The organism is Alteromonas sp. 009811495, assembly GCF_028865455.1.
Classification (GTDB): domain Bacteria; phylum Pseudomonadota; class Gammaproteobacteria; order Enterobacterales; family Alteromonadaceae; genus Alteromonas.
Genome location: NZ_CP113972.1, coordinates 1857654 through 1882997 on the forward strand (window position 1 = coordinate 1857654; position 25344 = coordinate 1882997).

Annotated in this window: 17 protein-coding genes and 4 tRNA genes; 17 read left to right on the forward strand and 4 right to left on the reverse strand. The window is 45.0% G+C overall.

The features are described from left to right. Positions 1-172 precede the first annotated feature (172 nt). The 6 genes from OZ660_RS08435 to OZ660_RS08460 all read left to right on the forward strand — a co-directional run bounded on the left by OZ660_RS08435 (position 173) and on the right by OZ660_RS08460 (position 8489). Positions 173-1159: an isoaspartyl peptidase/L-asparaginase family protein gene (locus OZ660_RS08435; protein WP_274743445.1), complete on the forward strand. Its 987-nt coding sequence runs from the start codon at positions 173-175 to the stop codon at positions 1157-1159. Positions 1160-1381: 222 nt separating this feature from the next. After that, positions 1382-1801 carry a CBS domain-containing protein gene (locus OZ660_RS08440; RefSeq protein ID WP_159625033.1) on the forward strand — a complete coding sequence of 140 codons (420 nt, stop codon included), beginning with the start codon at positions 1382-1384 and terminating at the stop codon, positions 1799-1801. Between the two features lie 224 nt (positions 1802-2025). Further along, positions 2026-3357, forward strand: a complete 1332-nt coding sequence (locus OZ660_RS08445) for a Na+/H+ antiporter NhaC family protein (RefSeq protein ID WP_274743197.1) — start codon at positions 2026-2028, stop codon at positions 3355-3357. A 265-nt stretch (positions 3358-3622) separates the two neighbouring features. Next, complete coding sequence (gene hrpA, locus OZ660_RS08450) at positions 3623-7582, forward strand: ATP-dependent RNA helicase HrpA (RefSeq protein ID WP_274743198.1); 3960 nt, start codon at positions 3623-3625, stop codon at positions 7580-7582. Positions 7583-7774: 192 nt separating this feature from the next. After that, entirely contained in the window at positions 7775-8077 is a 303-nt protein-coding gene (locus tag OZ660_RS08455; protein ID WP_159625017.1) for a PilZ domain-containing protein, read from the forward strand. Between the two features lie 178 nt (positions 8078-8255). Next, positions 8256-8489 (forward strand): DUF2061 domain-containing protein, encoded by a 234-nt coding sequence (locus OZ660_RS08460; RefSeq protein WP_274743199.1) that lies wholly within the window; start codon positions 8256-8258, stop codon positions 8487-8489. Positions 8490-8548: 59 nt separating this feature from the next. On the opposite strand, the gene OZ660_RS08465 is transcribed toward OZ660_RS08460, so the two are convergent. Next, positions 8549-9742 carry a class I SAM-dependent rRNA methyltransferase gene (locus OZ660_RS08465; RefSeq protein ID WP_274743200.1) on the reverse strand — a complete coding sequence of 398 codons (1194 nt, stop codon included), beginning with the start codon at positions 9740-9742 and terminating at the stop codon, positions 8549-8551. A 193-nt stretch (positions 9743-9935) separates the two neighbouring features. On the opposite strand from OZ660_RS08465, the gene OZ660_RS08470 reads away from it, so the two are divergent. Next, on the forward strand, positions 9936-10913 hold the full coding sequence (locus OZ660_RS08470) for an NAD(P)H-quinone oxidoreductase (protein WP_274743201.1): 978 nt from the start codon (positions 9936-9938) through the stop codon (positions 10911-10913). Between the two features lie 21 nt (positions 10914-10934). Here OZ660_RS08470 and rnhA read toward each other — a convergent pair whose 3' ends face one another. Beyond that, positions 10935-11402 carry a ribonuclease HI gene (gene rnhA / locus OZ660_RS08475; RefSeq protein ID WP_202265231.1) on the reverse strand — a complete coding sequence of 156 codons (468 nt, stop codon included), beginning with the start codon at positions 11400-11402 and terminating at the stop codon, positions 10935-10937. 146 nt (positions 11403-11548) lie between these two features. Between rnhA and dnaQ the strand changes: the two genes are divergently transcribed. The 8 genes from dnaQ (at position 11549) to OZ660_RS08515 (ending at position 16651) form a co-directional block, all read left to right on the forward strand. Further along, on the forward strand, positions 11549-12268 hold the full coding sequence (gene dnaQ, locus OZ660_RS08480) for a DNA polymerase III subunit epsilon (protein ID WP_274743202.1): 720 nt from the start codon (positions 11549-11551) through the stop codon (positions 12266-12268). Between the two features lie 106 nt (positions 12269-12374). Then, positions 12375-13859 (forward strand): TIGR03503 family protein, encoded by a 1485-nt coding sequence (locus tag OZ660_RS08485; protein ID WP_274743203.1) that lies wholly within the window; start codon positions 12375-12377, stop codon positions 13857-13859. Between the two features lie 226 nt (positions 13860-14085). Further along, a tRNA-Asp gene (locus OZ660_RS08490) sits at positions 14086-14162 on the forward strand. A 30-nt stretch (positions 14163-14192) separates the two neighbouring features. Next, positions 14193-14269: transfer RNA gene (locus OZ660_RS08495), tRNA-Asp, on the forward strand. 30 nt (positions 14270-14299) lie between these two features. Beyond that, a tRNA-Asp gene (locus OZ660_RS08500) sits at positions 14300-14376 on the forward strand. Positions 14377-14407: 31 nt separating this feature from the next. Then, a tRNA-Asp gene (locus OZ660_RS08505) sits at positions 14408-14484 on the forward strand. Positions 14485-14726: 242 nt separating this feature from the next. Further along, positions 14727-15425 carry a lipoprotein-releasing ABC transporter ATP-binding protein LolD gene (gene lolD, locus OZ660_RS08510; RefSeq protein WP_274743204.1) on the forward strand — a complete coding sequence of 233 codons (699 nt, stop codon included), beginning with the start codon at positions 14727-14729 and terminating at the stop codon, positions 15423-15425. Continuing rightward, on the forward strand, positions 15425-16651 hold the full coding sequence (locus OZ660_RS08515; protein ID WP_274743205.1) for a lipoprotein-releasing ABC transporter permease subunit: 1227 nt from the start codon (positions 15425-15427) through the stop codon (positions 16649-16651). Before lolD ends, OZ660_RS08515 begins: the two co-directional genes overlap by 1 nt. 132 nt (positions 16652-16783) lie before the next feature. Here the strand turns inward: OZ660_RS08515 and OZ660_RS08520 are convergent, their stop codons facing one another. Further along, a complete protein-coding gene (locus OZ660_RS08520; protein WP_274743206.1) occupies positions 16784-18130 on the reverse strand; it encodes a dicarboxylate/amino acid:cation symporter in 1347 nt (448 codons plus the stop codon). Positions 18131-18245: 115 nt separating this feature from the next. On the opposite strand from OZ660_RS08520, the gene OZ660_RS08525 reads away from it, so the two are divergent. Next, a complete protein-coding gene (locus OZ660_RS08525) occupies positions 18246-20792 on the forward strand; it encodes a beta strand repeat-containing protein (protein WP_274743207.1) in 2547 nt (848 codons plus the stop codon). Between the two features lie 86 nt (positions 20793-20878). Here the strand turns inward: OZ660_RS08525 and astB are convergent, their stop codons facing one another. Further along, entirely contained in the window at positions 20879-22219 is a 1341-nt protein-coding gene (gene astB / locus OZ660_RS08530; RefSeq protein ID WP_274743208.1) for an N-succinylarginine dihydrolase, read from the reverse strand. A gap of 395 nt (positions 22220-22614) precedes the next feature. Here astB and topA point away from each other — a divergent pair, with 395 nt between their 5' ends. Further along, positions 22615-25275, forward strand: a complete 2661-nt coding sequence (topA, locus tag OZ660_RS08535; RefSeq protein WP_274743209.1) for a type I DNA topoisomerase — start codon at positions 22615-22617, stop codon at positions 25273-25275. The last annotated feature ends 69 nt before the right edge of the window (positions 25276-25344 follow it).

Below are 25344 nucleotides of genomic sequence, written 5' to 3' on the forward strand. Positions count from 1 at the left end.
CCATCTAGTATGGTTGCTTGATAAATGCTTCACCTGTACAACAGAAGAATAACAAATGACCAAGGAGAGCGCTTTGCCACTAACCATTTCCACCTCAACAATCCGCGATGCAATTATTCTAATAGCCGCGTATTCAAGACGCGCTTCTATTCTTCTAACATCTGTGTTCGTGATGCTATTTGCAAGCCTATCAGCGAGCGCAAATGGTGAAAAGCCAACAACGCCGAATGTTGCCATAGCCATTCACGGTGGTGCTGGCACAATTTTGAAGTCTTCAATGACACCTGAAAAAGAAGCAGCGTATAAGGCAAAACTTAAAGAAGCTGTGGAGCACGGCTATTCACTACTTAAGCAAGGTGTGAAAGGCGAAAAAGCGGTTGTTGAAACCATTAAGATATTGGAGCTTTCCCCACTATTTAATGCAGGTGTTGGAGCGGTATACACGTTTGACGGTGAGCATGAACTAGACGCGTCTATTATGCACGGCGGAACCAAAAACGCAGGCGCAGTTGCAGGCGTTAAAACCATAAAAAGCCCCATTGAGGCGGCATTATTGGTAATGAATGAGTCTCCTCATGTCATGCTTTCGGGCAAGGGCGCTGAAGCTTACGCTGCTGAAAATGGCTTAGAGCAGGTGGATAACAAAATATTTGATACTGAATTTCGCAAGCAAGCATTAGATAAAGCCAAAGCGCGTATGGCCCAAGCATCAACAGGTTATGGAAGCCAGCAAGGCAACGAACGGTTTGGCACCGTAGGGGCGGTTGTACTAGACAGCGAAGGCAACTTAGTGGCTGGCACGTCGACCGGAGGCATGACTGCTAAACGCTATGGCCGAATTGGCGACTCGCCCGTTATTGGCGCCGGCACTTACGCAGATAATGAAAGTTGTGCAGTATCGGCAACAGGGCATGGCGAATACTTTATTCGCTACCATGTGGCAGCAGATATTTGCGCTCGTATGAAATACCAAAACGTGAGTTTAGACGAAGCCGCAAACACAGTTATCAACGATGTGTTGGTTGAAGCAAAGGGTGACGGTGGTGTAATTGCTATAGACAAGCTGGGTAATATAGCCATGCCATTTAATTCCAAAGGAATGTACCGCGCCAGTATTAGTACTGAAGGTGTGGTAACTGTTGCCATATATAAAGGCTAATCAGGTTCGATGGTGTCTTTTACCGTCTTAGTGGACACCATCAACGAAGAAGCACATGTTTATTGTAACTTTAATGTTAAAAAGTTGGCTTGCAGAGCTTTCAACGTCTAGTCTTTAGTATGTGGGGGAAAGCTTTCACATGTGTCTAGAATAATTGATGTGCCGTAACGCCAAATAAATGCAGTATCGGTCACCGTAGGCGCCGCGGCTGGAGAAAAGAAAATGGAATCGTTGCAAGTCAGTGATTATATGAATACCCATCCGGTTAAGCTGAATGTTGACATGCCTGTGGCGCAGGCGGTTGAGGCATTACTTTCGAGCGGACAAAGTGGTGGGCCTGTACTTGACATTAAAGGGCGGGTGGTAGGTTTTTTATCAGAACAAGACTGTATAGCGCAAATGATTGCCTCTAGTTATTACCGTGAACAAATTTGCCGCGTCGGCGAAATTATGAAAACACCAGTGATAACAATAAAGCCTTATATGTCGGTCATAGAGTTGGCGCAGTTGCTCTTAAAAGACAAACCGAGAGTGTACCCAGTAGTGGATGATGACGGCGTACTGTTAGGGTGTATAAACCGTACACAAGTATTGCGGGCTATTGATGTTCAACTTAATGATGGTTATCAGCGCGCGGGCTAGGTAGCCAGTTTTGCCAATATTACGATAGGGAACTGAGTCAGCGTGGTAATACCAATGATGATGTTCCCAAACTCCCTTTTTCTATCTACTCACTCCATTTATCATCGCTAATTCCCTTTGCAATACAAGCAAAACCTTTTATTCTTCACTGTCTTATTTTTCTATTGCATCAACACAATGTTGCTTTAGCTAAGTTAACGCAAAATTTCATCAGAGAGTTTTAAGTGCATCAAAATAGTTCAGTAGCGCCAAACCCACTAGGTCTTACTCCCATATTGCTGTTTGTAGTCCTTGTCGTTGTAACCGGTATTACTACCAATGACATAACAGCTATGCCTATTCTTGTGGCGTTTTTTATCAGTGCAGGTTACGGACTATGCCTTAATCCTAAAGGAGAAAAGGTTAGCTTTTCACAGAAAGTACAAACCTTTTGCAAAGGCGGTGGTGATAAGAACATTATTTTACTGGTGCTAATTTTTCTATTGGCAGGTGCGTTTTATGCAGTAACCATTGATATTGGTGCGCGTGACGCCACCGTGAATATGGCACTTCAATTTGTACCTTCGGCGCTAATTTTGCCTGGTTTATTCCTTATTTGTTGCTTTATATCATTCGCGATGGGCACGTCGATGGGGACGATAACGGCGCTATCTCCTATTGGTGCAGGCCTTGCGGCAAACCTTGGGCTTCCGGTAGAAATGGCACTCGGCATTGTAGTTGGTGGCGCCATGTTTGGCGATAATCTATCGTTTGTTTCAGATACGACCATTGCTGCAACACGTACGCAAGGTGTGCAGCTTAAAGACAAATTTCGAGCGAACCTGATGGTAGCAGTTCCTGCTTGTATTGTGACTATGGCGCTTCTACTGATGATTGACGTTGACACGTCGGGAATTGTGGAAGGTAAAGACTACGACTTTTGGCGAATTGTTCCTTACCTTTGTATTATCGCCTTCGCACTTACCGGCTTTAACGTTATAAGTGTACTCGCTGTAGGCATAGCCAGCGCATGCGTTGTGGGGGTGGTTCAAGGCAGTTTTACACCGCTCTCAATGATGCAAAGTATTCAAAAGGGTATGGGGTGGATGCAGGACTTAGCGATGATAGCGATCACCATTGGTGGTATTGTCGCACTCATGCACGCCAACGGCGGTATAACGTGGCTAATTGAGCGTTTAACGCGTAAAGTAACCTCGAAAAAAGGGGCAGAATTTAGTATCGCAAGCCTTGTAAGTTTTTTAGATATTACGACTGCAAATAACACTATAGCTATTGTTACAGCCGGTCCGATAGCGAAAGACTTGAACGAAAAATATGGCGTTGACCCTCGTCGCACAGCGTCATTACTCGATATATTTTCGTGTAGCTTTCAGGGGCTTGTACCCTATGGAGCGCAATTACTTAGTGCTGCCGCAGTTGTGGGTATTTCGCCATTAGCGATAACGCCATACTGCTGGTATCCCATGCTCATTTTTGTTTTTGGTGTCGCTGCCATTTGGTTTGGGTTTCCACGTTTTAAAGAAGTGCAAGACGACGAATTAACCCAAAGTGCTTGAAAATACGTAGTATCAACTGCTTGATGTACGGTGCTGTGTGGTGTTTCGCAGCCTTGTACTGGCTTTTTATGGCGGTATCTTCTAGGATCACCGCCCATTATCATTCAGGTCCAACGACAAATGTAAAACAATAGGCTCAGAATAACTATCTGAAGCCTGGCGCACGCTGTTCAGTGATGGCGACGCTAGCTTGAATCGAGCCGATAAAATGGTGCGAGAGCGGACCTAACGACTGTTGTTTTTAGAAATTCTGTAGGATGCAATTTTGTCTTCACCCATTGCCATAAAACCTTTGTACCTCAAACTCGACGAATGCTTAAGTGCTGATAAGTTTCGACTGAAACGTCGTATCACGCAGCTTTCACAGAAACTCAATGATAGAGAAAACAAAGATCTAAGCAAAAATAGCGCTAGCAATAGTCAAGGCGACAAGACACCTACTAATGAAGGCAACGTGCAAGCGCAGTACGACAAGCTTGTAAAAGACATTGATGCGTCAATTGCCAAGCGAACGTGGCGTCAAGATAATTTACCTAATGTTGAATATCCACCTCTACCCGTTAGTGACAAGAAAGAAGATATAAAGGCAGCTATTGCTAATCATCAGGTAGTGATTGTTGCGGGTGAAACAGGCTCGGGTAAAACGACGCAGCTCCCCAAGATATGTTTAGAGTTGGGGCGTGGCGTTAACGGTATGATTGCCCATACACAGCCTCGACGTCTTGCAGCACGTAGTGTGGCAACGCGTATAGCAGAGGAATTGAATACGCCCTTAGGTGAGAAGGTCGGTTTCAAAATTCGCTTTAGCGATCAGGTGAGCGAGCGCAGCTACGTTAAACTGATGACTGACGGTATGTTGCTTGCTGAAATGCAGCAAGATAGGTTTTTAAATCAGTACGACACCATTATTATCGATGAAGCCCATGAGCGCAGTCTGAACATCGATTTCTTGTTGGGCTATTTGCGTCAGTTGCTCGATAAGCGCCCAGATTTAAAACTTATCATTACTTCGGCTACTATCGATCCTGAGCGTTTCTCTAAGCATTTTAATGATGCGCCCATTATTGAAGTGAGCGGCAGAACGTACCCTGTAGAAATTCGCTATCACGCACCTGAAGATGCGGGTGATGATATTGACCAAAGCGACGCTATTGTGAATGCTGTAGATGAACTTATGCGTGAAGCGCCGGGTGACATTCTGGTGTTCCTAAGTGGTGAGCGTGAAATACGTGACACTCAAGATGCGCTAAGCAAGCAACATTATCGCAATACAGAGATTGTGCCTTTGTATGCAAGGTTGTCAGCCGCTGAACAGAATCGCATTTTTCAATCGCATAGTGGCAGGCGTATCGTGCTTGCGACCAACGTGGCCGAAACGTCGCTTACCGTACCTGGTATCAAATATGTTATCGACCCCGGTTTTGCGCGTATTTCTCGCTATAGTGCGCGCAGCAAAGTACAACGTTTACCCATCGAGCCAATCTCACAAGCCTCTGCTAATCAGCGTTCTGGGCGATGCGGGCGAGTTTCTGACGGTATTTGTATTCGATTATACAGTGAAGAGGATTATTTGGGGCGCCCAGAGTTCACTGACCCAGAAATACTTCGTACCAACTTAGCTTCTGTAATTTTGCAAATGCTGGCGTTGGGGCTTGGCGATATTGCAGCATTTCCATTTGTTCAGCCACCAGATAATCGCAACATTAATGACGGTTTTAGGCTGCTTGAGGAAATTCAAGCCATTGTAAAGCGAAAAGGCAAGATGCAGCTGACACCACTCGGTCGACAAGTGGCGAAGTTACCCATTGACCCCCGCTACGCTCGGATGGTGATTGAGGCTGAAAAAACCAATGCTGTGAATGAAGTCATGGTTATTGCTGCGGGTTTATCTATTCAAGACCCACGAGAGCGGCCGCAAGAAAAGCGACAACAAGCGGATGAAAAGCACAGTGAATATCACGATAAAGATTCTGACTTTATAAGCCTATACAACCTATGGACAGCGTTTAGAACTCAGCAAAATGCACTAAGCCAAAATCAACTTCGCAAATGGTGTAAGCAGAATTTCATCAATTATTTACGAATGCGAGAATGGCAAGATATCGTAAGTCAGCTCAAGAAGTCGATAGCAGAGTTAGGCTTGGGCATTACAAAGCACGACGCTGACTATCAGGCCATTCATCAGGCGATTGCAAGCGGCTTGTTATCCCACTTGGGTTTTAAAGATAAAGAACGTGAATACATGGGCTCACGCAACACACGGTTTATGATTTTTCCCGGCTCCGGCTTGGCCAAATCTCAGCCCAAATGGGTAATGGCCGCCGAGTTAGTTGAAACATCTAAGTTGTTTGCCCGCATGGTTGCCAAAATTGATCCTGCCTGGATTGAACCACTTGCTGAGCATGTGGTTCAGCGTAGTTATTCTGAGCCACATTGGTCGAAAAAGCGTGGCGCAGTCATCGCTTATGAAAAAGTAACGCTTTTCGGGCTGCCGATTGTGATGAAGCGGGCGAAAGTCTATAGCCTTATAGACCCACCAATTTGTCATGAACTCTTTATTCGTGAAGCATTGGTGGAAGGTAACACCAAGCTAAACTTCAGCTTCTTACAAGAAAATCAGGCATTACTAGAACAAGCTGATGAGTTTGAACAGAAAACGAGACGTCGCGATCTTATCGTTGATGATGAAGAGTTGGTGAACTTTTATGCTAAACGCATACCGGTAGAAGCTAATAACGATGCCGCGTTTAAAAAGTGGTTCAAACAACATGGCAGCAACGACGCGCTTACATTCAAAGAAGAAGACGTATATCGCCAGCAGCCGGGTCAGTCGGTTGCCAACGCGTTTCCTGACGTATGGCGTCAAGGCAACATAACCTTACCGCTTAGATACAATTTTGAACCAAACGCTGAAGATGATGGTGTAACCGTAGTGATACCTTTGCCTGTGTTAAATCAAGTTGAAAACGTAGGATTTGATTGGTTAGTGCCAGGCTTACGTCACGATTTGATTGTAGGCATGATAAAGACATTGCCAAAGCGACTACGTCGGAACTTTGTACCAGCGCCAAACTTTGCACAAGCGTGTTTGGCAGATATTAGCGAAACAGACAAAAACAACCGCCCGGTGCCTATTGTTGAGGCTATAAGCGATAAGCTACGCAAAATGACGGGGGTTGTGATTGACGGTGAGGATTGGAACTTTGAGCAGCTTGATAAGCATTTAAAAATGCACTTTGCCGTGGTAAGTGACAGCGGTGATAATATTGCCAAGGGAGATGATTTACATGCGCTCAAGCAACAGTGTGCAGGGCAGGTGAAGCAAACCTTTGAAAAAGCCGCCACACCAGAGCTAGAAAGAAGTGATATCTCGCAATGGGACTTTGAAAGCCTCCCCGAAACTTTTGTGCAAAAAGTGGGAGGGTTTGAAGTACAGGCATTTCCTGCACTTGTACAAAAAGGCGATACAGTGGATATCGCACTTATCGATGAAGCACAAAAAGCGCAGGCCATGCACAAGCAAGGCGTGAATGTACTTATCAAAAATGCGATGCCTTCTCCACTCAATTACCTGCAAAATAAGCTACCGAATAAAGCGAAACTGGGTCTGTATTTCAATCCCTTTGGTCAAGTAAAGGCGCTTATTGATGATTGTATTTTTGCCGGTATAGACGCCATTGTAAGCGATTATTGTCAGTCCAATAACACTGATATTCGAAATAAAGCCGATTTTGAGGCGTGCCTAGAAATAGCGCGCGCAGATATAAATGACCGTGTGTTAGAAATTGCTAAACAGGTTGAGCAGGGGCTAACACTTGCGCATCAGTGTCAGAAACAAATGAAAGGCAACGTGCCTTTAACAATGATAAATGCACTTGGTGACTGCAAAGCACACCTTGCATCGCTGGTGTTCCCGGGTTTTGTTTCACAGATAGGCGAAGCGCGTCTTGATGATTGGAACCGTTACATTAAGGGGCTTGCTCGTCGCCTTGAAAAACTGCCAATTGACCCGAACAAGGACAGAATGCATCAGGCAACCGTCGAAAAGTCGATAAAGGAATGGGAGAAAGTGTGTGCTAAATACCCTAAGGGTAAAGTGCCACAAGACCTTAAAGACGCGAAGTGGATGATTGAGGAATTGCGCGTTTCACTGTTTGCTCAGCAGCTTGGTACGGCCTATCCCATTTCCGCAAAACGCATCACGCTTTATTTGAATGAATTCTAGCGTGCAAAGTGACATGATTTCATTTAAAGACTATAGTTAAATTCGACACTGGTGGCAGTGACGTAATAAATACGCTGGGTCTGTGTGAATATTTGAATAATAATTAAACAGTCTGATTGACAACTGATCATCAGCACCCTATAACAACAAATGAAGTCGTAAGCGTTACGCTAATTTTCGGGAGAAGTAGACATGTTGGGATACGACGATAAGCGAAATTTTTTCAGGATGATGGTAAATTCGCCTTGTCAGTTGCAGATCACTGACGATGAGTCGAGCCGCACCATGCAGGCAATGTGTAAAGATATCAGCGCAACAGGTATGTCGCTTGAAGTAGATGAGCCATCTATAGAAGTGGGTACCCAAGTAAGCGTAGCGATTGAGTCATCGAGCTCGCAAATACCGTCTTTGGCAGCACTTGCCACGGTAGTACGTTGTGAGCCTGAGTCTGAATCGAGCTGCGTAATCGGCGTTGAAATCTCTCAAATGAAATAAGCACCGAAACGGCAGTCTAGCCGTTTCACCTTCAAGACGAGTTGTGTTGCTCGTCTTATGTGCCAATCTAAAAACTTGAACATTCTGTTCGAGTAAATCCATTTTCTTCTTTTTTCGTATTTAATAATAATTCTCATTAACGATTTGGTCCGTTATGGTGGACAAGAGGGTTATTTTGATGAAAAAGACAGTAACATTCGCAATTCTGCACTTCAGTGTCGCATTCACAGTGGCGTATTTGCTCACGGGCAGCGCAGTAGTGGGGGGCGCGGTTGCGCTGATTGAGCCGGCAATTAACACTATAGCCTTTTATTTTCACGAGTTGGTTTGGAAAAAGCTTGAGCAGCGAGGGCACGTGCATCAAAAAAGCAAACGAGCCTCTATTCGACCTCGCACTCAGTTCACACTATAGAAAGCTAACGCTGTAAAACAGTGGCTAGCCCACTACCTAAAGCGTTACCGTGAGGAGAACTAATTGTCGGTGACTTCGCAAACCAAGCCTTTAAGGTAGTATCCTTCAGGGTAGCTTCCAATAATTGGGTGGTCAGACGCTTGATTGAGTCGCGCAATAATTTTTATTGTGCGCCCTGCATCAAGTGCGGCGTCTGCGACCACTTTTTGGAAGAGATCTTGGGGCATTAGCCCTGAACAGCTAAAGGTTAATAGCAAGCCGCCTGATTTTACTGCATGGATGCCATAAAGGTTGATGTCTTTATACCCTCGCGCAGCGCGATTGAGTGACGCTTTGCTATCAACAAATTTGGGCGGATCTAAAATCACCATATCGAATTGTGTGTTGCTGTCATGATATTCACGAAGTGCCTTAAATACATCTTGATTCACATAACTGGCTTTGTTTTCATCAAATCCGTTAATTGCTACATGGTGTTTGGCAAGGTCAAGTGCGGGCTGTGATACATCAACATTAGTTACTGACTTCGCGCCACCGGCTAGGGCGTAACATGAGAAAGTACCTGTATAGCTAAAACAGTTTAAGACATCCGCATCTTGAGCGTAATGCGCGGCGGCAGCACGACTGTCTCTTTGGTCGAGGTAAAAGCCTGTCTTATGGCCGTTCTCTATATCAACCACAATATTGATACCGTTTTCTTTTACCGTCACCTGCATAGGTGGTTCGCCGTGAAGAACGCCGGTGACTGGCTCAAGTCCTTCTTTTTTACGTACGTCAACATCGCTTCTTTCATACACATGAACGTCGGGCATCAGTTTCGTAATGGCCCAGACAATTTTGTCTCTGTGTTTTTCAGCACCAGCACTTAACAGTTGTACTACCGCTACATTGTCGTATACGTCGATAGTAATGCCGGGCAGACCGTCACTTTCAGACGCTATCCAACGAAATGCATTCGTCTTTGCAGGGTCAAAAAGACGTCTGCGCAGTTGTAATGCCGTTTCTAAGCGGCGTAGAAAAAAGCCATTATCAATGCTTTCTTCTTTCTTGAATGTCCACATGCGCACACGAATTTTAGAGTTTGGAGAGAATGCGCCGCGTCCTAACCAGTCACCTTCAGCATCAAATACGTCGACGGTGTCGCCCATACGCGCGCGTCCTTTTACTTCGGCAACGGCACTTTCAAAAACCCATGGATGCTTGCGACGAAGTGATTTGTCTCGGGATGGCTGCAAAATGACGTGTGCTGACATGTAGTTTCTCGTGTGTAATCGTGTTTCTGTTGTGAGGGCGCGATTATACGCAAATCCCAAAAGACTTAAATCGTTAAATGGTTGTTGGTGGATGCCAATTAACATTGCATTGTTATGAGTCAACGCGCACAGTATTGTGAGAGTATAGACACAGATGTCGAGGGTGTTACGAAAAAACGAAACGGAGATTGTAATGCAGTTTGTCGATTATGAAAAAGGGTGTGGACCTGACAAGTTAACCGTTAAATCACAAAAAGGGTTAACAACACCTTTGGACAAAGTGAAAGTTGAGGTTCGCGCGTTTGGTATTAATCGCGCCGACACGCTACAGCGTCAGGGGCATTATCCTGCGCCACCTGGAGAAAGTACCATTCTGGGACTTGAGGTTGCTGGTGTTATCAGTGAAGTTGGCGATAACGTCAGCAAATTTAACGTGGGTGAGGCCGTTTTTGGGCTTGTCGCTGGAGGAGGCTATGCCAGTGAAGTCATTGTAAACCCAGCGCACTTAATGCGTATCCCGAAAGCGATGGCTTTTTATGAAGCCGCAGGTTTGGCTGAAGTATTTCTAACTGCGTTCCAATGTCTGCGAACTATTGCACATATTAAACCGGCCGAATATGCGCTTATTCATGGTGGAGCCAGCGGCGTTGGTCTAGCGGCCACGCAACTATGTCAGTACTGGGGTGTGCATTGCGCAGTAACGGCGTCTAGCAGCGATAAACTTGCATTGTGCGGTCAAAATGGTGCTGAGCAGCTTATTAATTATAAAACGCAGGCGTTTGATGAGGTATTAAGAGAAGCATGGCCGCAAGGCGTCAATATGGTGCTTGATATGGTTGGGGGCGACTACCTCAATCGAAACCTAAAAGTACTCAAGCAAGACGGTTTGGTGGTGTATCTTGCAATGCTGGCAGGTCGCTATGCTGACAATCTTGATATGGCGTTGCTATTAGGTAAAAGAGCTTCCATTATCGGCACGACATTGCGCAATCGAAATGATGAGTATAAAGCAGATTTAATTCACGATTTTTCAAGTGTGTGCTTAGACGCTTTTAGTACCGGTGAATTGCAGGTAAACATTGATACTCATTATGAGATAAAAGACATTGATAAACCTCACGTACGGTTAGAGAACAACGATACGCAAGGCAAAATTGTGGTGTCGTGGTAGAGGTTAAAAGCCGTTACTTAATTAGCCAGTGAAGCCTGCATCTACTTGGGTAGGCTTAGCTTCTGCCGCATTGCGGGCCAGTTCATCACATCGCTCGTTTTCTGGATGTCCAGAATGGCCTTTCACCCAATGCCAGTTAACATTGTGTTTTTTTACTGCTTCGTCAAGGCGCTGCCACAAGTCAGCATTTTTGACCGGCTTTTTATCTGCAGTACGCCAACCGTTCTTGCGCCAATTGTGGATCCATTGATTAATACCGTTTTTAACGTACTGGCTGTCAGTGGTCATCTCTACATTACACGGCTCAGTTAAACTGTTTAGTGCTTCAATAGGCGCTAACAATTCCATACGGTTATTCGTGGTATGAGCAAACCCGTCACTTAGCTCTTTGCGGTGTTGCTTATAGATAAGTACAGCACCATACCCGCCGGGACCAGGGTTGCCCAAACAAGAGCCGTCAGTATAGATGTGTAAGGTTTTTTGCGTCATTAGGTTCCTTTTTACCGCTGTAATAACTATTACAGACAGTGCTACTTTTTTATCTGTCTTGATATAATCGGTGCATTTCCCTTAGCGTCTTGCAAAGGGGTTGATATACTATCAAAAAATGAAAGCGTAATAATAGTAGAGGTTCCATGCGCCAAATTGTTTTAGATACTGAGACCACAGGTATTGAGCCAAAAGAAGGCCACCGTATCATCGAGATTGGGTGTGTTGAAGTTGTGAACCGTCGTCTTACGGGCAACCACTTTCATGTTTATATCAATCCAGGTCGCCATATTGAACAAGAGGCCATCGAAGTTCACGGTATTACTAATGAATTTCTAGCGGATAAGCCCACATTTTCTCAAGTTGCTCAAGAATTCGTGAGCTTCATTAAAGGTGCCCAACTCGTTATTCACAACGCGCCGTTTGACGTTGGCTTTATGGATCATGAGTTTAATATGGAGCCTGCCACGAAAGGGCTTATTACTAGCAATATCTGCGACGTACTCGATACCCTGGTATTGGCGCGTCAAATGCACCCTGGTCAGAAAAATAATCTAGATGCGTTGTGTAAGCGATACGGGATAGATAATAGTCACCGAACGTTGCACGGCGCTTTGCTCGATGCTGAAATTTTGGCAGACGTATATCTGTTAATGACCGGTGGGCAAACCAAGCTTAAACTAGCCTCAACGGGAAGCAGCGATGCAGATTCAACTGCTATTCGACGTATTCAACGCAACGCAAATAAATTAAAGGTTATTAAAGCTAGCGCCGATGAATTAACACAGCATGAGGCACGTTTAGACATTGTGCAAAATGCAGGGGGCAAATGCTTGTGGCGTCCCGAGCCTGAAGGCGTGTCTTAAATTCGCCAGTAGGGCAGTGTTACCTATCAACAATTCAAAAAAATGAATGCAGGAGCAGCTAAGCGTGAAAGTGTGGTTTTATAGTGTACTTTTTTTATTAACCTTTATGCACACACACGTCGCTGCGCAATCACAAGCTGCACAGCAAGATGAGGCGCGCCAACGGCTCGACGGTGCTGTGCAAGCTACACCAGCGCAAAGCCCTTCTTCACAAAACTCACAGAACCAAAATACAAACTCACAAGAAGAGCAAACTAATTTATCACCGTTGAGTGATTTAGGTGATGAATACACTAACTCTATTGAGCTGTTACGCAATCGTTTCAGGGTGGACTACAACGTAGAAGAAGTCACCATGGTGTTTTTTAGAGAGTATGGTTCAGCACCTGTGGTACTAGTGCGACCTGATGGCTCTAAGTTGTTTCAAAGCCGAGTAGATGAAGAGAAAGTAGAGTGGTACGACGCCGATACTTTCGACATGATCAAAATAAAGAACCCAGTCCCTGGCCCATGGCAAGCTGTTGGTCAAGTGTTGAAGGGCAGTAAAGTGATGGTTCTATCCGATGTGCAATTGCATGCTGATCCATTACCTACGCTCTTATTCGCTGGCGAAATATTAAAGTCTACTGCCTATTTAACTAACGGCGGCAAGCTTATCGAGAACAAGCAGTTTAGGAATGTTGTCGATTTAGATATCGAGTTCATAAGTACAAACAATCCCAATTACGATAATTTTGGCGCTGACGATCAAAACATAGCAACCTTTCAAGACAATGGTCGGGGCATGGATGAGCGTCCGGGTGATGGCATTTTTACAGGGCAGTTCAACTTAAAAGTGGCTCCAGGTGAATGGAAACCTATTTTTCGGGTGAAAACACCGATGTACACCAGAGAGCAAGAAGGCCCAATGGTTATCTTGCACAGAAACCCAGTTTCAATTGACGTTGTGCTTGATGGAGGCGGTGCGGGTTATCACAAGATTATTATCGACGTGAACCGAGAGTTGGTTGATATCGAGTCGCTGTTAGTTGACGGCAAAATACGTTTTCCAAATTCAGATATGCAAAATTTCTCGCTTACCGAAGGCGGTAGCGAGCCCAGAGAACATCTTATCGTTGCTTATGAAGAAGGTATCTTTCGCGTAAAGTTAACGGCCTACGGTACGACGACGGATGGAAGGGATTTTATATTAGATGTACCGGAGTACACCTTCTTAGCTGAAGGCCCAGCAGAACCCGAAGTCGAAGACCCCCTTATTGATGGTAACGATCCTATCGTCGATGGGAGCGAACCGCTTGTTGCTGACATGCAAAACGCTGACAGTGAAAAGATGCCAGAAAAAGATGAAATGGATCCAACTACGTTAACGTTGCTGCTTGTGGCAGTAAACGGCTCCATTTTATTACTAGGTATTGTGGTTGCTGTGGTTATTGTCCTGAAGCGTAAAAAAGGCAATAAAGCTAAAGCAGCACCCGTGAACAAGGAGAAAAGTCCCACCACTGATGCTGATCTTACTATGGAAGGCCAACCTAAAGGACTAATGAAGCTTTTTGGCATATTTAAGAAAAAGCCAAAAGAGAGTGCGAAATAGGAATAGGTTGGTTCTGCTAACTATTGTTTAGAATTTGGTGGCGTTAATTTATTCACTTTGAATTATATTTCGTCACAATGTCTAAATTACAGGCAAACAAACCGCAGATGACAATTTTATTAATAAAAAGCGTTGACTCCACATGGGGGAATACGTATTATCTGCGCCGCAGTCAGGGGACAGGGCAACAACAGCCAAGTCAAATGACTGATAACATTGAAGATGTGGAGCGGTAGTTCAGTTGGTTAGAATACCGGCCTGTCACGCCGGGGGTCGCGGGTTCGAGTCCCGTCCGCTCCGCCACTCTTTCAATGGTATAACTAAAAGGTCTTCGGAGCGGTAGTTCAGTTGGTTAGAATACCGGCCTGTCACGCCGGGGGTCGCGGGTTCGAGTCCCGTCCGCTCCGCCATTTAGTTATACAGCGCATTCTCGATTATGTGGAGCGGTAGTTCAGTTGGTTAGAATACCGGCCTGTCACGCCGGGGGTCGCGGGTTCGAGTCCCGTCCGCTCCGCCATTAATCGAAATAAGCGCGCTTCCCATTATGCGGAGCGGTAGTTCAGTTGGTTAGAATACCGGCCTGTCACGCCGGGGGTCGCGGGTTCGAGTCCCGTCCGCTCCGCCATTTATCTTTAGGTTTCATTCATCATGTAGTTAAAGATAAATGGCAATTTCCCCTTTCAAAATAATTCCTTTTAGACATCTCGTACAAGTACGTCTTTTTCAGATATAAATCGTTTATCCCTATTTTTAGTCTGTCTTTTGCGCAATCACACCAAAATGCTATGCATGCTTTTATTTTTCCATTGGTGTTGATAGGGTTTAGCGATACCATTTACTTTTGAAAAGAACGAGAAGATTTACCCCATGCAGGATGTGCTACTTTGCCGCAATATACATAAGACTTATAACGAAGGAAGTACTGCTACACCAGTGCTTCACGATGTATCGTTATCTATTAAAGCCGGTGAGCACGTAGCCATACTGGGCAGCTCTGGGTCGGGTAAAAGTACACTATTGCATATACTTGGCGGCCTTGATAAGCCCACCCGTGGTGAAGTAGAGTTTAAAGGGCATAAACTGCATACCTTGTCGCCTAATGCATTGGCTAAGCTACGCAATGATGAAATGGGGTTTATTTATCAATTTCATCACTTACTTGGTGAATTTAGCGCACTAGAAAATGTAGCAATGCCTCTTCGGATCCGCGGGCTTTCTGCTAAAGCAGCGCAAGAGAAAGCACAAGTATTGTTAAACGAAGTCGGGTTATCTCACCGTCAAGCACGTTTACCATCGGCAATGTCTGGCGGAGAACGCCAGCGTGTAGCCATTGCTAGAGCACTGGTTACTGAACCTTCTGTTGTATTGGCCGATGAACCAACCGGCAACCTAGACGACTCAACAGGCGAACAAATCTATCAGCTACTTACCTCACTAAGTGAAAAAAAGAAAACCGCATTTGTCGTAGTAACACATGACATAGCGCTGGCAAGTAAAATGGATCGCGTATTAAAAATAAAAGATGGTCAACTTGTGAGTAACCAACCCGCTCAGGAGCCAGTGTAATGCTGGCATTGGAATTGGCCAACCGCTTTAGAAAAACGCGTGCACAACAACGATTTATTTCCTTTATCTCAATGTCATCAACCGTTGGTATTGCTCTTGGGTGCTTTGTACTTATTGTGCTGCTAAGTGTCATGAATGGCTTTGAAAAAGAGCTTACTAACCGAATTTTGAAAGTCATACCTCACGGCGAATTGTTTAGTGTAGATAGCCGAGGAATTGAACATTTAGATGCTCAACTCTATCGTTTTCAGCAAGACTCTCAGATTGCAAAAGTGACGCCTTACACAACACTCACTGGCATGTTGCAATACAAGGGCGAGTTAAAGGCGATTGGCATAACGGGTGTGCCAATCACTAAAGGTGAAAACCCCTATGAAGACCAAGTTTCTAAGGCGCATTGGCAGCAATTTGTCGACACACCTTCTGGTTTGTTGTTAGGGCAGGGGATTGCAAGTACGTTGGGCGTAAAGCCAGGAGATTCGTTGCAGGTTCTAATTCCACAGGCCACATCAGATTTAACGTTTAAAGCGCCAAAAAGTGTCAAATTAGTGGTGAGTGGCGTGTTATCTATTGGTGGGGAACTCGATAATCAAATAGGACTGATGCATCTTCAAGCTGCGTCTGAAGCAGCGGGTATTGTCGCTGAAGCGCAAGGCATTCGATTTACTTTTAATGACCCTTTTATCGCATACCAAAAAATGCGTGATATAGGCTATAGCTTCCCACAAGCGGTATACATGTCTGACTGGACACGAACACAAGGACACCTTTACAACGATATCCAATTAGTTAAGGTTGTCGTTTATATAGCACTAACGCTCGTTATTGCTGTGGCCTGCTTTAACATTGTGTCGTCGCTGGTAATGGCCGTACGAGAAAAACAATCTGCAATTGCGATTTTGAAAACCATGGGAGCGACAGATGGTTTGATCCGCAATGCGTTTATATATCAAGGGCTGATTAATGGCGCGATTGGTATAACAGCTGGTGTATTGTCAGCGTTATTAGTTGCACCAAATTTGTCCAGTATTGTTAAATCTATTGAAAATGCCTTGGGCGTAGAAGTGCTGTCTGGCGACATTTACTTCATTGACTTTCTGCCGTCGAGTTTGCATTGGCAAGATGTGGTTATTACAGCCGTTGTGGCGATGCTACTTAGCGTGGTTGCAACACTGTACCCAGCGCACAAAGCAGCCAAAGTAAACCCATCTTCTGCATTGCATTGATACGAAACCGCGTAGAAACCGCATGGTAGCTTACTTACTCTGAGCGGATAGGCTTTCGGCGGGTACCATAACCAATATCAGACACGCACAAAAAAGGCAGCGTTAACGCTGCCTTTTTGCCTGTGTACATGTCTAGGTGTTTTTCTCGAAGTGTTCAAAATCAACATCTTCTTCTTTAAGCCCTGCTTTCGGGTCGTTAAACACCTTTTCGTCAAGATCACCTTCACTTTTTGCAACAATACACGACACCATACAATCGCCGGTAATGTTAACTGCCGTGCGCGTCATGTCTAGCAAGCGGTCTACACCAATGATTAAGGCAATGCCTTCCACCGGCAAGTTCACTTGTTGGAGTACCATGGCAAGCATAATCAAGCCCACTCCTGGTACACCGGCTGTGCCGATAGACGCAAGCGTTGCGGTAAGGATAACCATTAGGTAGTCACTCATGGTGAGGTCGACGGCATAAACCTGTGCAATAAATACCGTAGCAACCCCTTGCATTATGGCTGTACCATCCATGTTGATAGTCGCACCCAACGGCAAGGTGAAAGACGATACAGAGTTACCGACACCTAACTTGTTTTTGGCGGTCTCCATGGTCACCGGTAAGGTAGCGCTACTACTTGAAGTACTAAACGCAAACAGCGCGGCGTCACGCATTTTTCTAAATAGCATAATTGGGCTTAAGCCTGATAGTAGCTTAAGCAAAATGGAGTAGGTTGCGAGTCCGTGAATAATTAACACTATAAATACGAGCCCGAAATATTTAACTAAATCATAAATGGTCTCGGCACTTACGGTTGCAAACAACTTAGCCATTAACACAAATACACCGTATGGCGCCAGGTTCATAATAATGGTTACCAAGCGCATAATTACCGTGTTGATATCTTCGAAAACTGCCGTAAGACGCTTTCCGGCATCGCCAGTCATGGCCATTGCAATACCAAATAACACAGCAAATACAATAATTTGCAGCATGTTGCCTTGTGCCATTGAATTGATTGGGTTACTAGGGAACATATTCACAATAACATCAGACAAACTCGGGGCTTCTTTAGCCTGATACACGACGTCAGTGCTCAGATTTCCACTTTCACCTGGAGGGAATAGCAATGCCATACTCATAGCCAGTGTTATCGCAATGGCCGTTGTGACAATATACAAACCGACAGATTTTACCCCCAGACGACCCAGTTTACTGGGGTCTGACAGTGTACTAGTACCGCATATTAGAGAGACGAACACCAAAGGGACAACCAGCATTTTCAAACTGGCGATAAATATTTGCCCTAAGGTAGAAAATATACCTTCGACAAGAATGTTATACGTTGAGAACTCGAAACCGAATACCGAAAACGCAAAATCTCCGCTATCATCAAACAGTAATTGAAGTAAGACACCAATCAAGATACCGGCAAACATGCCGATAAAGATGCGAGCGGTTAAACTGTATTTGTGTGCAGATGAAGACATTAATGTTTCCTGTGCATTTTTTATATTTTTAATCACCCGTAGTGTGCCAGATTCAGTTGATTTTTAAACATAAAAAACGACGCAATTGTCAATAAAAGAGGTTCAGGAACGAATTATGTCGACATTCGCGAAGACGCTAAGCGTATTTAGCGCAATATTTATGCTAACAGCATGTGGTGGAGGCGGTTCGTCAGTCTCTCGAGATGATACCGACACGGGTAACGGTGGCGGCGGTGGTACGACCACACCTACTTATACAATTTCTCTTGCTCTGGAAAATGCGTCCGGCGATAGCGACAATAATTTATCTGAAGACAATAGCTTAACCGTTGTTGCAACGGTAAGAGATCAAGACGGAAATGCGCACTCAGATGCACTATTAAGTTTTTCATTGAGCAATGCCGCGCTAGCTGAGTTCGCCAACGACACGGGTACGGCTCGTACCAACGATAATGGCGTGGCGCGCATTGGGCTAAATGCCAGCACCGCGTCAGGTGATGGTGAGATAACGGCGAGTTTGAGCACGGGGGAAACCGGAAGTACAACGTTCTCGGCTACCGCAATATCGACTACACCAACCGAACTTACTGTAACCCTTACATTGCAGAATGCCGCAGGTGAAGAAGACAACAATTTAACGTCAAACAACGAGTTGGTAGCCGTTGCCACAGTGACCGATGCCTCGGGTGCGCCACAAAACGATTTGCTGTTAACCTTTTCACTTAGCAACGACGACTTAGCCGAGTTTTCCAATGACACCGCGACCGCACTTACCAGTGATGAAGGGGTTGCCACTATAGGTATGTCAGTTGGCACAGCGTCTGGTGATGGGCAAGTCACGGTTACAACGGCATCTGGCGAGACAGCTTCTACTACATTTAGCTCGACAGGTAGCACAGTGGTTAGTGAAGAGCCGGCTACACTAGAACTTTACGCAAACAGTATTCAATTGGCGTCTAGCGGCAGCGACGAAGTCGAGTTAATTGCGCTAGTCAAAAATGATCAAAGTGTATTGATGGAAGGTGTTGATGTGAGTTTCTCTGCTCAGTCAGGTGCAGGCGTAGAGTTGCAATTGACTCAACCTCAGACCGAAGCTGATGGTACTGCACGCGCTATTTTAACCTCACAAAACGATGCGTCCAATCGCACCATCACTATTACTGCTTCAGCAGGTTCACTAACACAAACCGTTGATATCACCATTACCGGCACTGAAGTAACAATTAACGGTGCATCATCGGTAATTCTAAACGACAGTGTTGACTATACTATTCGCGTACAGGATTCAGACGGAACATCTATTTTGAACCAAGATGTGGTGTTAACTGCAACGAATGGCTCACTTAGCGCTACCACCGTGAATACTGGTGCAAATGGTCAAGCAACTGTGACATACACGGCATCTACGTCGGGTGAAGATACGATAACTGCGAGCGCACTAAATGCAGATGCAACCTTTACCGTTCAAGTACAACAAGACGAGTTTAACTTTATAAACTTGCCTACAGAGGAAGTGCCTGTAGGACAATCGCAAACGATTACGGTCCAGTGGCGACAAAACAATACACCTGTAGTTGGTGAAAACATTACCTTTAGTGCATCGCGCGGTGTAATCTCAGGTGGCCCTACTGTCGTTACCGATTCCAACGGTCAGGCGACTATTGATATTAGCTCAACAAATGCCGGAATCTCTTCAATTACGGCAACAGCTAATGACGGAAGTGGAAACGTGTTGGTTTCTGCGCTAACCCAAATTGAGTTTATTGCGACCACACCACACACAATTCTTGCAGACGCGTCATTAGATATACTTGGTCCTGATGGGCAGACAAGTACTATTAGCGCAGTGGTGCGAGACGAAGCAGGCAATTTGGTCAAAAATAGCGTGGTTAACTTTACTGTTTCAGATGTGTCGACAGGCTTTGTGTCTCCATCCCAAGCTACAACCGACAGTAAAGGGATTGCAACAACTGTATTCACCTCTGGTTCTGTTTCATCTCAAGAAGCTGTGGTAATTACTGCTTTTGTTGCAGATGACCCAGCTATTGAAGATGACGTTGTGCTTACCGTTGGTGCACGAGCGTTTGATATCTCTATTGGTATCAGTAATGAAATAGAAAAGCCAAACTCAACATCTTACACGAAACGCTTCGGTGTATTTGTATCAGATTCAGTAGGTCGTCCAGTGAGTGGAGTGAACCTTACTGCATCAGTAAGTCCAGTTAAATTTGTGAACGACGGCGAATATCGCACAGGAAGCTGGTTCTTTAATGAAGATGATTCTATCTGGGTTGCAGTCACTAACCAGAACTGTAGATCAGAAGATATCAATGATAATGGTATTTTAGACACAACGCCTAGTAATGAAGACACTAACGGCGATATGCAATTGACCCCAGGTTTGGTAGGTACAATTTCGTTTGCAGGTGATGCAGTTACTGACGAAAACGGTTATGCAGAGCTTGAGTATATTTATCCGAGAAGCTATGCAGTATGGTACGACGCTACCATTACGGTATTTGGTCAGTCGACGGGCAGTGAAGCTAGAGCAACGATGCAATATACGTTAGGCATTTCTGGCGATGATGTTACCGACGAAGGTGCTCCGCCACCGCCTAATCCATTTGGTGTCGAAGATCAATGTACCGAAGTAACGCCATAGGGTCTTTAAGGCATATGCGGTAAATTAGAAAATAAAAAGCCGGCTTTGAAGCCGGCTTTTACGTTTGGTTTATCTTTTCCCTTATTTTACCCTTGCTGGAATGGGTAAACAGAGCCGAGTTTCAATAGCTGTGTTAGCTCATCAAGTGCAGTACGTGACTCAATAAGTAACTGCGGATCACGCAAGTCATCTTCACTCAGCTGATCGCGATAGTGTTTATCTACCCACGCATTTAATCGTGCAAATTGTGCGTCGTTAATTAATGTATTTTGGTTAACCGCTGCCAACTCTTGGTCATTCATCGCAACGCGCAAGCGCAAACAAGCAGGACCACCACCATTACGCATACTTTGTTTAACATCGAAATAATTTACCGACGTAATTGGTGTGCCTAGTGTGACAAGCTTGTCTAAATAACGCTTAACCGCGTCATTTTCTTCACACTCTGTCGGCGCAATAATAGTCATTTCGCCACTTGGTAGCGTAATTATTTGTGTGTTAAATAAATACGTCTTCACGGCGTCTAATACCGACACTTCATCGGTGGGGACTTCAATGAAATGCAGTGGCTCATCACCAAATTTCGCCTGTAGCTCTTTTAGGCCCGCTTCTTTTTGATAGAACGCTTGTTCGTGGAAAAACAATACGTTTTGGTTACCCACCGCAATAACGTCATTGTGGAAAACACCTTGGTCGATAACATCAGGGTTTTGCTGCATGTAAACAACGCCATCATCATCTAGACCATGCAAGCGCGCAACGGCTTGGCAAGCTTCAAGTGTTTGACGGGCTGGGAATTTTTTAGGTGCAGGCTTGCTGGTGTCAAATGCGTGACGGCCATATACAAATAGCTCAACACCGGCTTGGCCGTAGTTGCTGCATAAACGCGTATGGTTAGCGGCACCTTCATCACCGAAATGTTCATTGTCAGGTAAGTGCTGGTGATGTGCAAAATGCTTTTCGTTCGCAAAGGTCCCGCGCAGAATATTACCCGTGACTTGTGGCTCTAATGAACGGTGAAACTTGTTTGTTAAGTTTGCAGGGGTAAAGTGCACCCGTCCATCGGAAGTATCGGCGCTAGGAGACACCGTAGCAGCATTTGCAGTCCACATACTACTAGCAGAGCAACATGCTAAGAAAATCTCGCGAGATTGCTTTGCAGCGCTTTCAAGCACTCGTGCATCAGAGCCTGTAAAGCCTAATCTGCGCAATGCGGCAATATCTGGGCGTTCTTGCGGCGCTAAAACCCCTTGAACCATTCCCATATCTGCTAGCGCTTTTGCTTTAGCAAGTCCTTGCTTGGCGGCTTGCTTTGGGCTACTTACAGCATTTGCATTGTTCAAAGAAGCAACATTACCAAATGATAAGCCAGCGTAGTTATGGGTAGGGCCAACAAGGCCATCAAAATTGACTTCAAACTGCTTCATACATTCCCTCATTTTTGGTGTTTTCTCATTTGGCTTCTATGCTGCTAAGGCGATAGGAAAGACAAATGATGCACTTTTATTGCCCAGTAGGCTTAGGTTAGATGTGTCAAACTTCAATGCAAAAGCGCACGGTTGCGTTGACGCATGCTAGGTTGTAATGGCTGGCATTATACGGCTTTTAAAGGCAATGCCAATCAAGGTGGTTAAAATTTGAACGGTTTTTGTGCGCGTTTAAAGCAGTAGAAAGAATAAGTATGAAGAAGATCTTGTTTTCCATTCACTTTGTAGATATATGTTAAAAAAGAGCGAGTACCCTATATATAGTGCAAGGTTGCTCCAATTTTCAGTATTTGACGTAATAAGTCATTTAAAATCAATAGGTTTAGTTCAATTATATGGCAAAATCACTGGTCATAGTCGAGTCACCAGCCAAAGCGAAAACGATAAATAAATATCTTGGCAAAAATTTTATCGTAAAAAGTTCGGTTGGCCACGTGCGAGATCTTCCAACGAAGGCTTTAGGCAAAGTAGAGCCTAAAAAACCAGCAAAAGAACTCAAAACTTTAAGCGAAGACGAGAGACAAGAATACCTTCGCCGACACGAATATTTAAAACTTGTAGACAGAATGGGTGTCGATCCAGAGAAAGACTGGAAAGCACACTATCAGGTGCTACAAGGCAAAGAAAAAGTCGTTAATGAGCTTAAAAAGCTGGCTAAAGATGCTGACACTATCTATCTCGCAACCGATTTGGATCGCGAGGGAGAGGCGATTGCATGGCACTTGCAAGAGTTGCTAGGCAAAAAAGATAAGACCTATCAGCGTGTGGTATTCAACGAAATCACTAAGAATGCCATTCAAGATGCGTTTTCAGACCCAGGTGAGCTCAACATTTCTCGGGTTAACGCCCAACAAGCTCGTCGATTCTTAGACCGCGTTGTCGGCTTTATGGTGTCTCCGCTGCTGTGGAAAAAAATTGCGCGCGGCCTTTCCGCTGGACGCGTTCAGTCGGTTGCAGTTCGCTTGGTTGTTGAGCGCGAGCGCGAGATTAAAGCCTTTGTTCCTGAAGAGTTCTGGGATGTACATGCCGACTTAACAAGTAAGGAAAAAGCGGCCCTTCGCATGCTGGTTGCCAAGCATCAAGGGAATGCGTTTAAGCCTAAAAATAAGGCCGAAACTGATAAGGCACTGGCCGCCTTAGAGGGGGCGAACTATACCGTTGAAAGCCGTGAGTCGAAGCCTACACAAAGCCGTCCTTCTGCACCGTTTATTACCTCGACATTGCAACAAGCCGCAAGTACGCGTTTAGGCTTTGGTGTTAAGAAAACCATGATGATGGCGCAGCGACTTTATGAAGCTGGCTACATCACGTATATGCGTACCGATTCGACTAATTTGAGCCAAGAAGCACTGGATAGTGCACGTGCTTATATCTCAGATAATTTTGGCAACAAATATTTGCCTGACTCACCCATTCGCTACGGCAGCAAAGAGGGGGCTCAGGAAGCGCACGAAGCTATTCGTCCATCGAATGTAAGTATTAGCGCTGCAAGCTTAGGTGACATGGAACGCGATGCACAGCGTTTATATGAATTGATTTGGCGTCAATTTGTGGCGTGTCAAATGACACCAGCTAAGTATGATGCAACAACCATTAAGGTTGCTGCAGGTGACTATGAATTAACTGCAAAAGGCCGTGTGCTTAAGTTTGATGGTTGGACACGTGTACAGCCACAGCTTCGCAAGAAGGGCGATGAAGAATTAATGTTGCCTGATGTGCAAAAAGGCGACGTGCTTAACTTGAAAGCGCTTGATCCTAAACAGCATTTTACCAAGCCAGTTGCACGCTTTAACGAAGCGTCGTTGGTTAAAGAGTTGGAAAAGCGTGGTATCGGGCGTCCTTCTACTTACGCTAGCATTATTTCAACTATTCAAGATCGCGGTTACGTTCGTTTAGAAAATAAACGTTTCTACGCAGAGAAAATGGGTGAAATCGTTAACGATCGTCTAATGGAAAACTTCGACGATTTGATGAGCTACGACTTTACTGCAAACATGGAGCAACAGCTTGATGATATTGCAGAAGGCAATAAAGATTGGAAAGACGTACTGAACGACTTCTACAGCGGTTTTTATGGCAAGTTGCTAAACGCTGAAAAAGACCCTGAAGAAGGCGGTATGCGCTTAAATCAAGCTGTACCTGCGGGCATAGAGTGTGACAAGTGTGGCCGAGAAATGAATGTGCGAACAGCTTCAACAGGGGTATTCTTGGGCTGTTCTGGCTACAATCTGCCGCCGAAGGAGCGTTGTACTAATACCATGAACCTTACACCAGGTGATGAAGTGGTGAAGGTTGATGATGAAGAAGAGCTGGAAACAGAAGCACTTCGTTCTAAAAAGCGTTGCCCTAAGTGTGGAACCGCAATGGACAGCTACCTTGTTGATGAAACGCGTAAGCTTCATGTCTGTGGTAACACGCCTACGTGTGATGGCACATTAGTTGAAACCGGCACCTTTAAAATTAAAGGGTATGACGGGCCCATTATCGAGTGTGATAAATGCGGCAGCGATATGGAGCTTAAAAACGGTCGATTCGGTAAGTATTTCGGGTGTACTAACGAAGAATGTAAGAACACGCGTAAATTGCTGCGCAACGGCGAAGCCGCGCCACCTAAAGAAGATCCTGTTGATTTACCGGAATTGCCGTGCGAAAAGTCAGACGCGCACTTTATGTTGCGAGACGGCGCTTCAGGTATTTTCCTAGCTGCACATAACTTCCCTAAATCGCGTGAGACACGCGCGCCAAAAGTGGAAGAGTTAGCACGCTTTAGAGATAGAATTTCACCGAAGTTCTACTATCTGGCAGATGCGCCAAAAACCGACCCTGACGGCAATGCTGCTATCGTGCGTTATAGCAGAAAAACCAAACAACAGTATGTTATGTCTGAAAACGAAAATGGCAAAGCAACAGGTTGGTCGGCGTGGTACGACGATGGTAAGTGGCAGGAGCAAGCGGCCAAGAAGCCAGCTGCAAAACCCAAAGCAAAGAAAAAATAAGCATTTAGCTTGTTAACACGCTCTTACAAAGCCCGAGTTTTTCTCGGGCTTTTTGCGAGTAACCAAAAC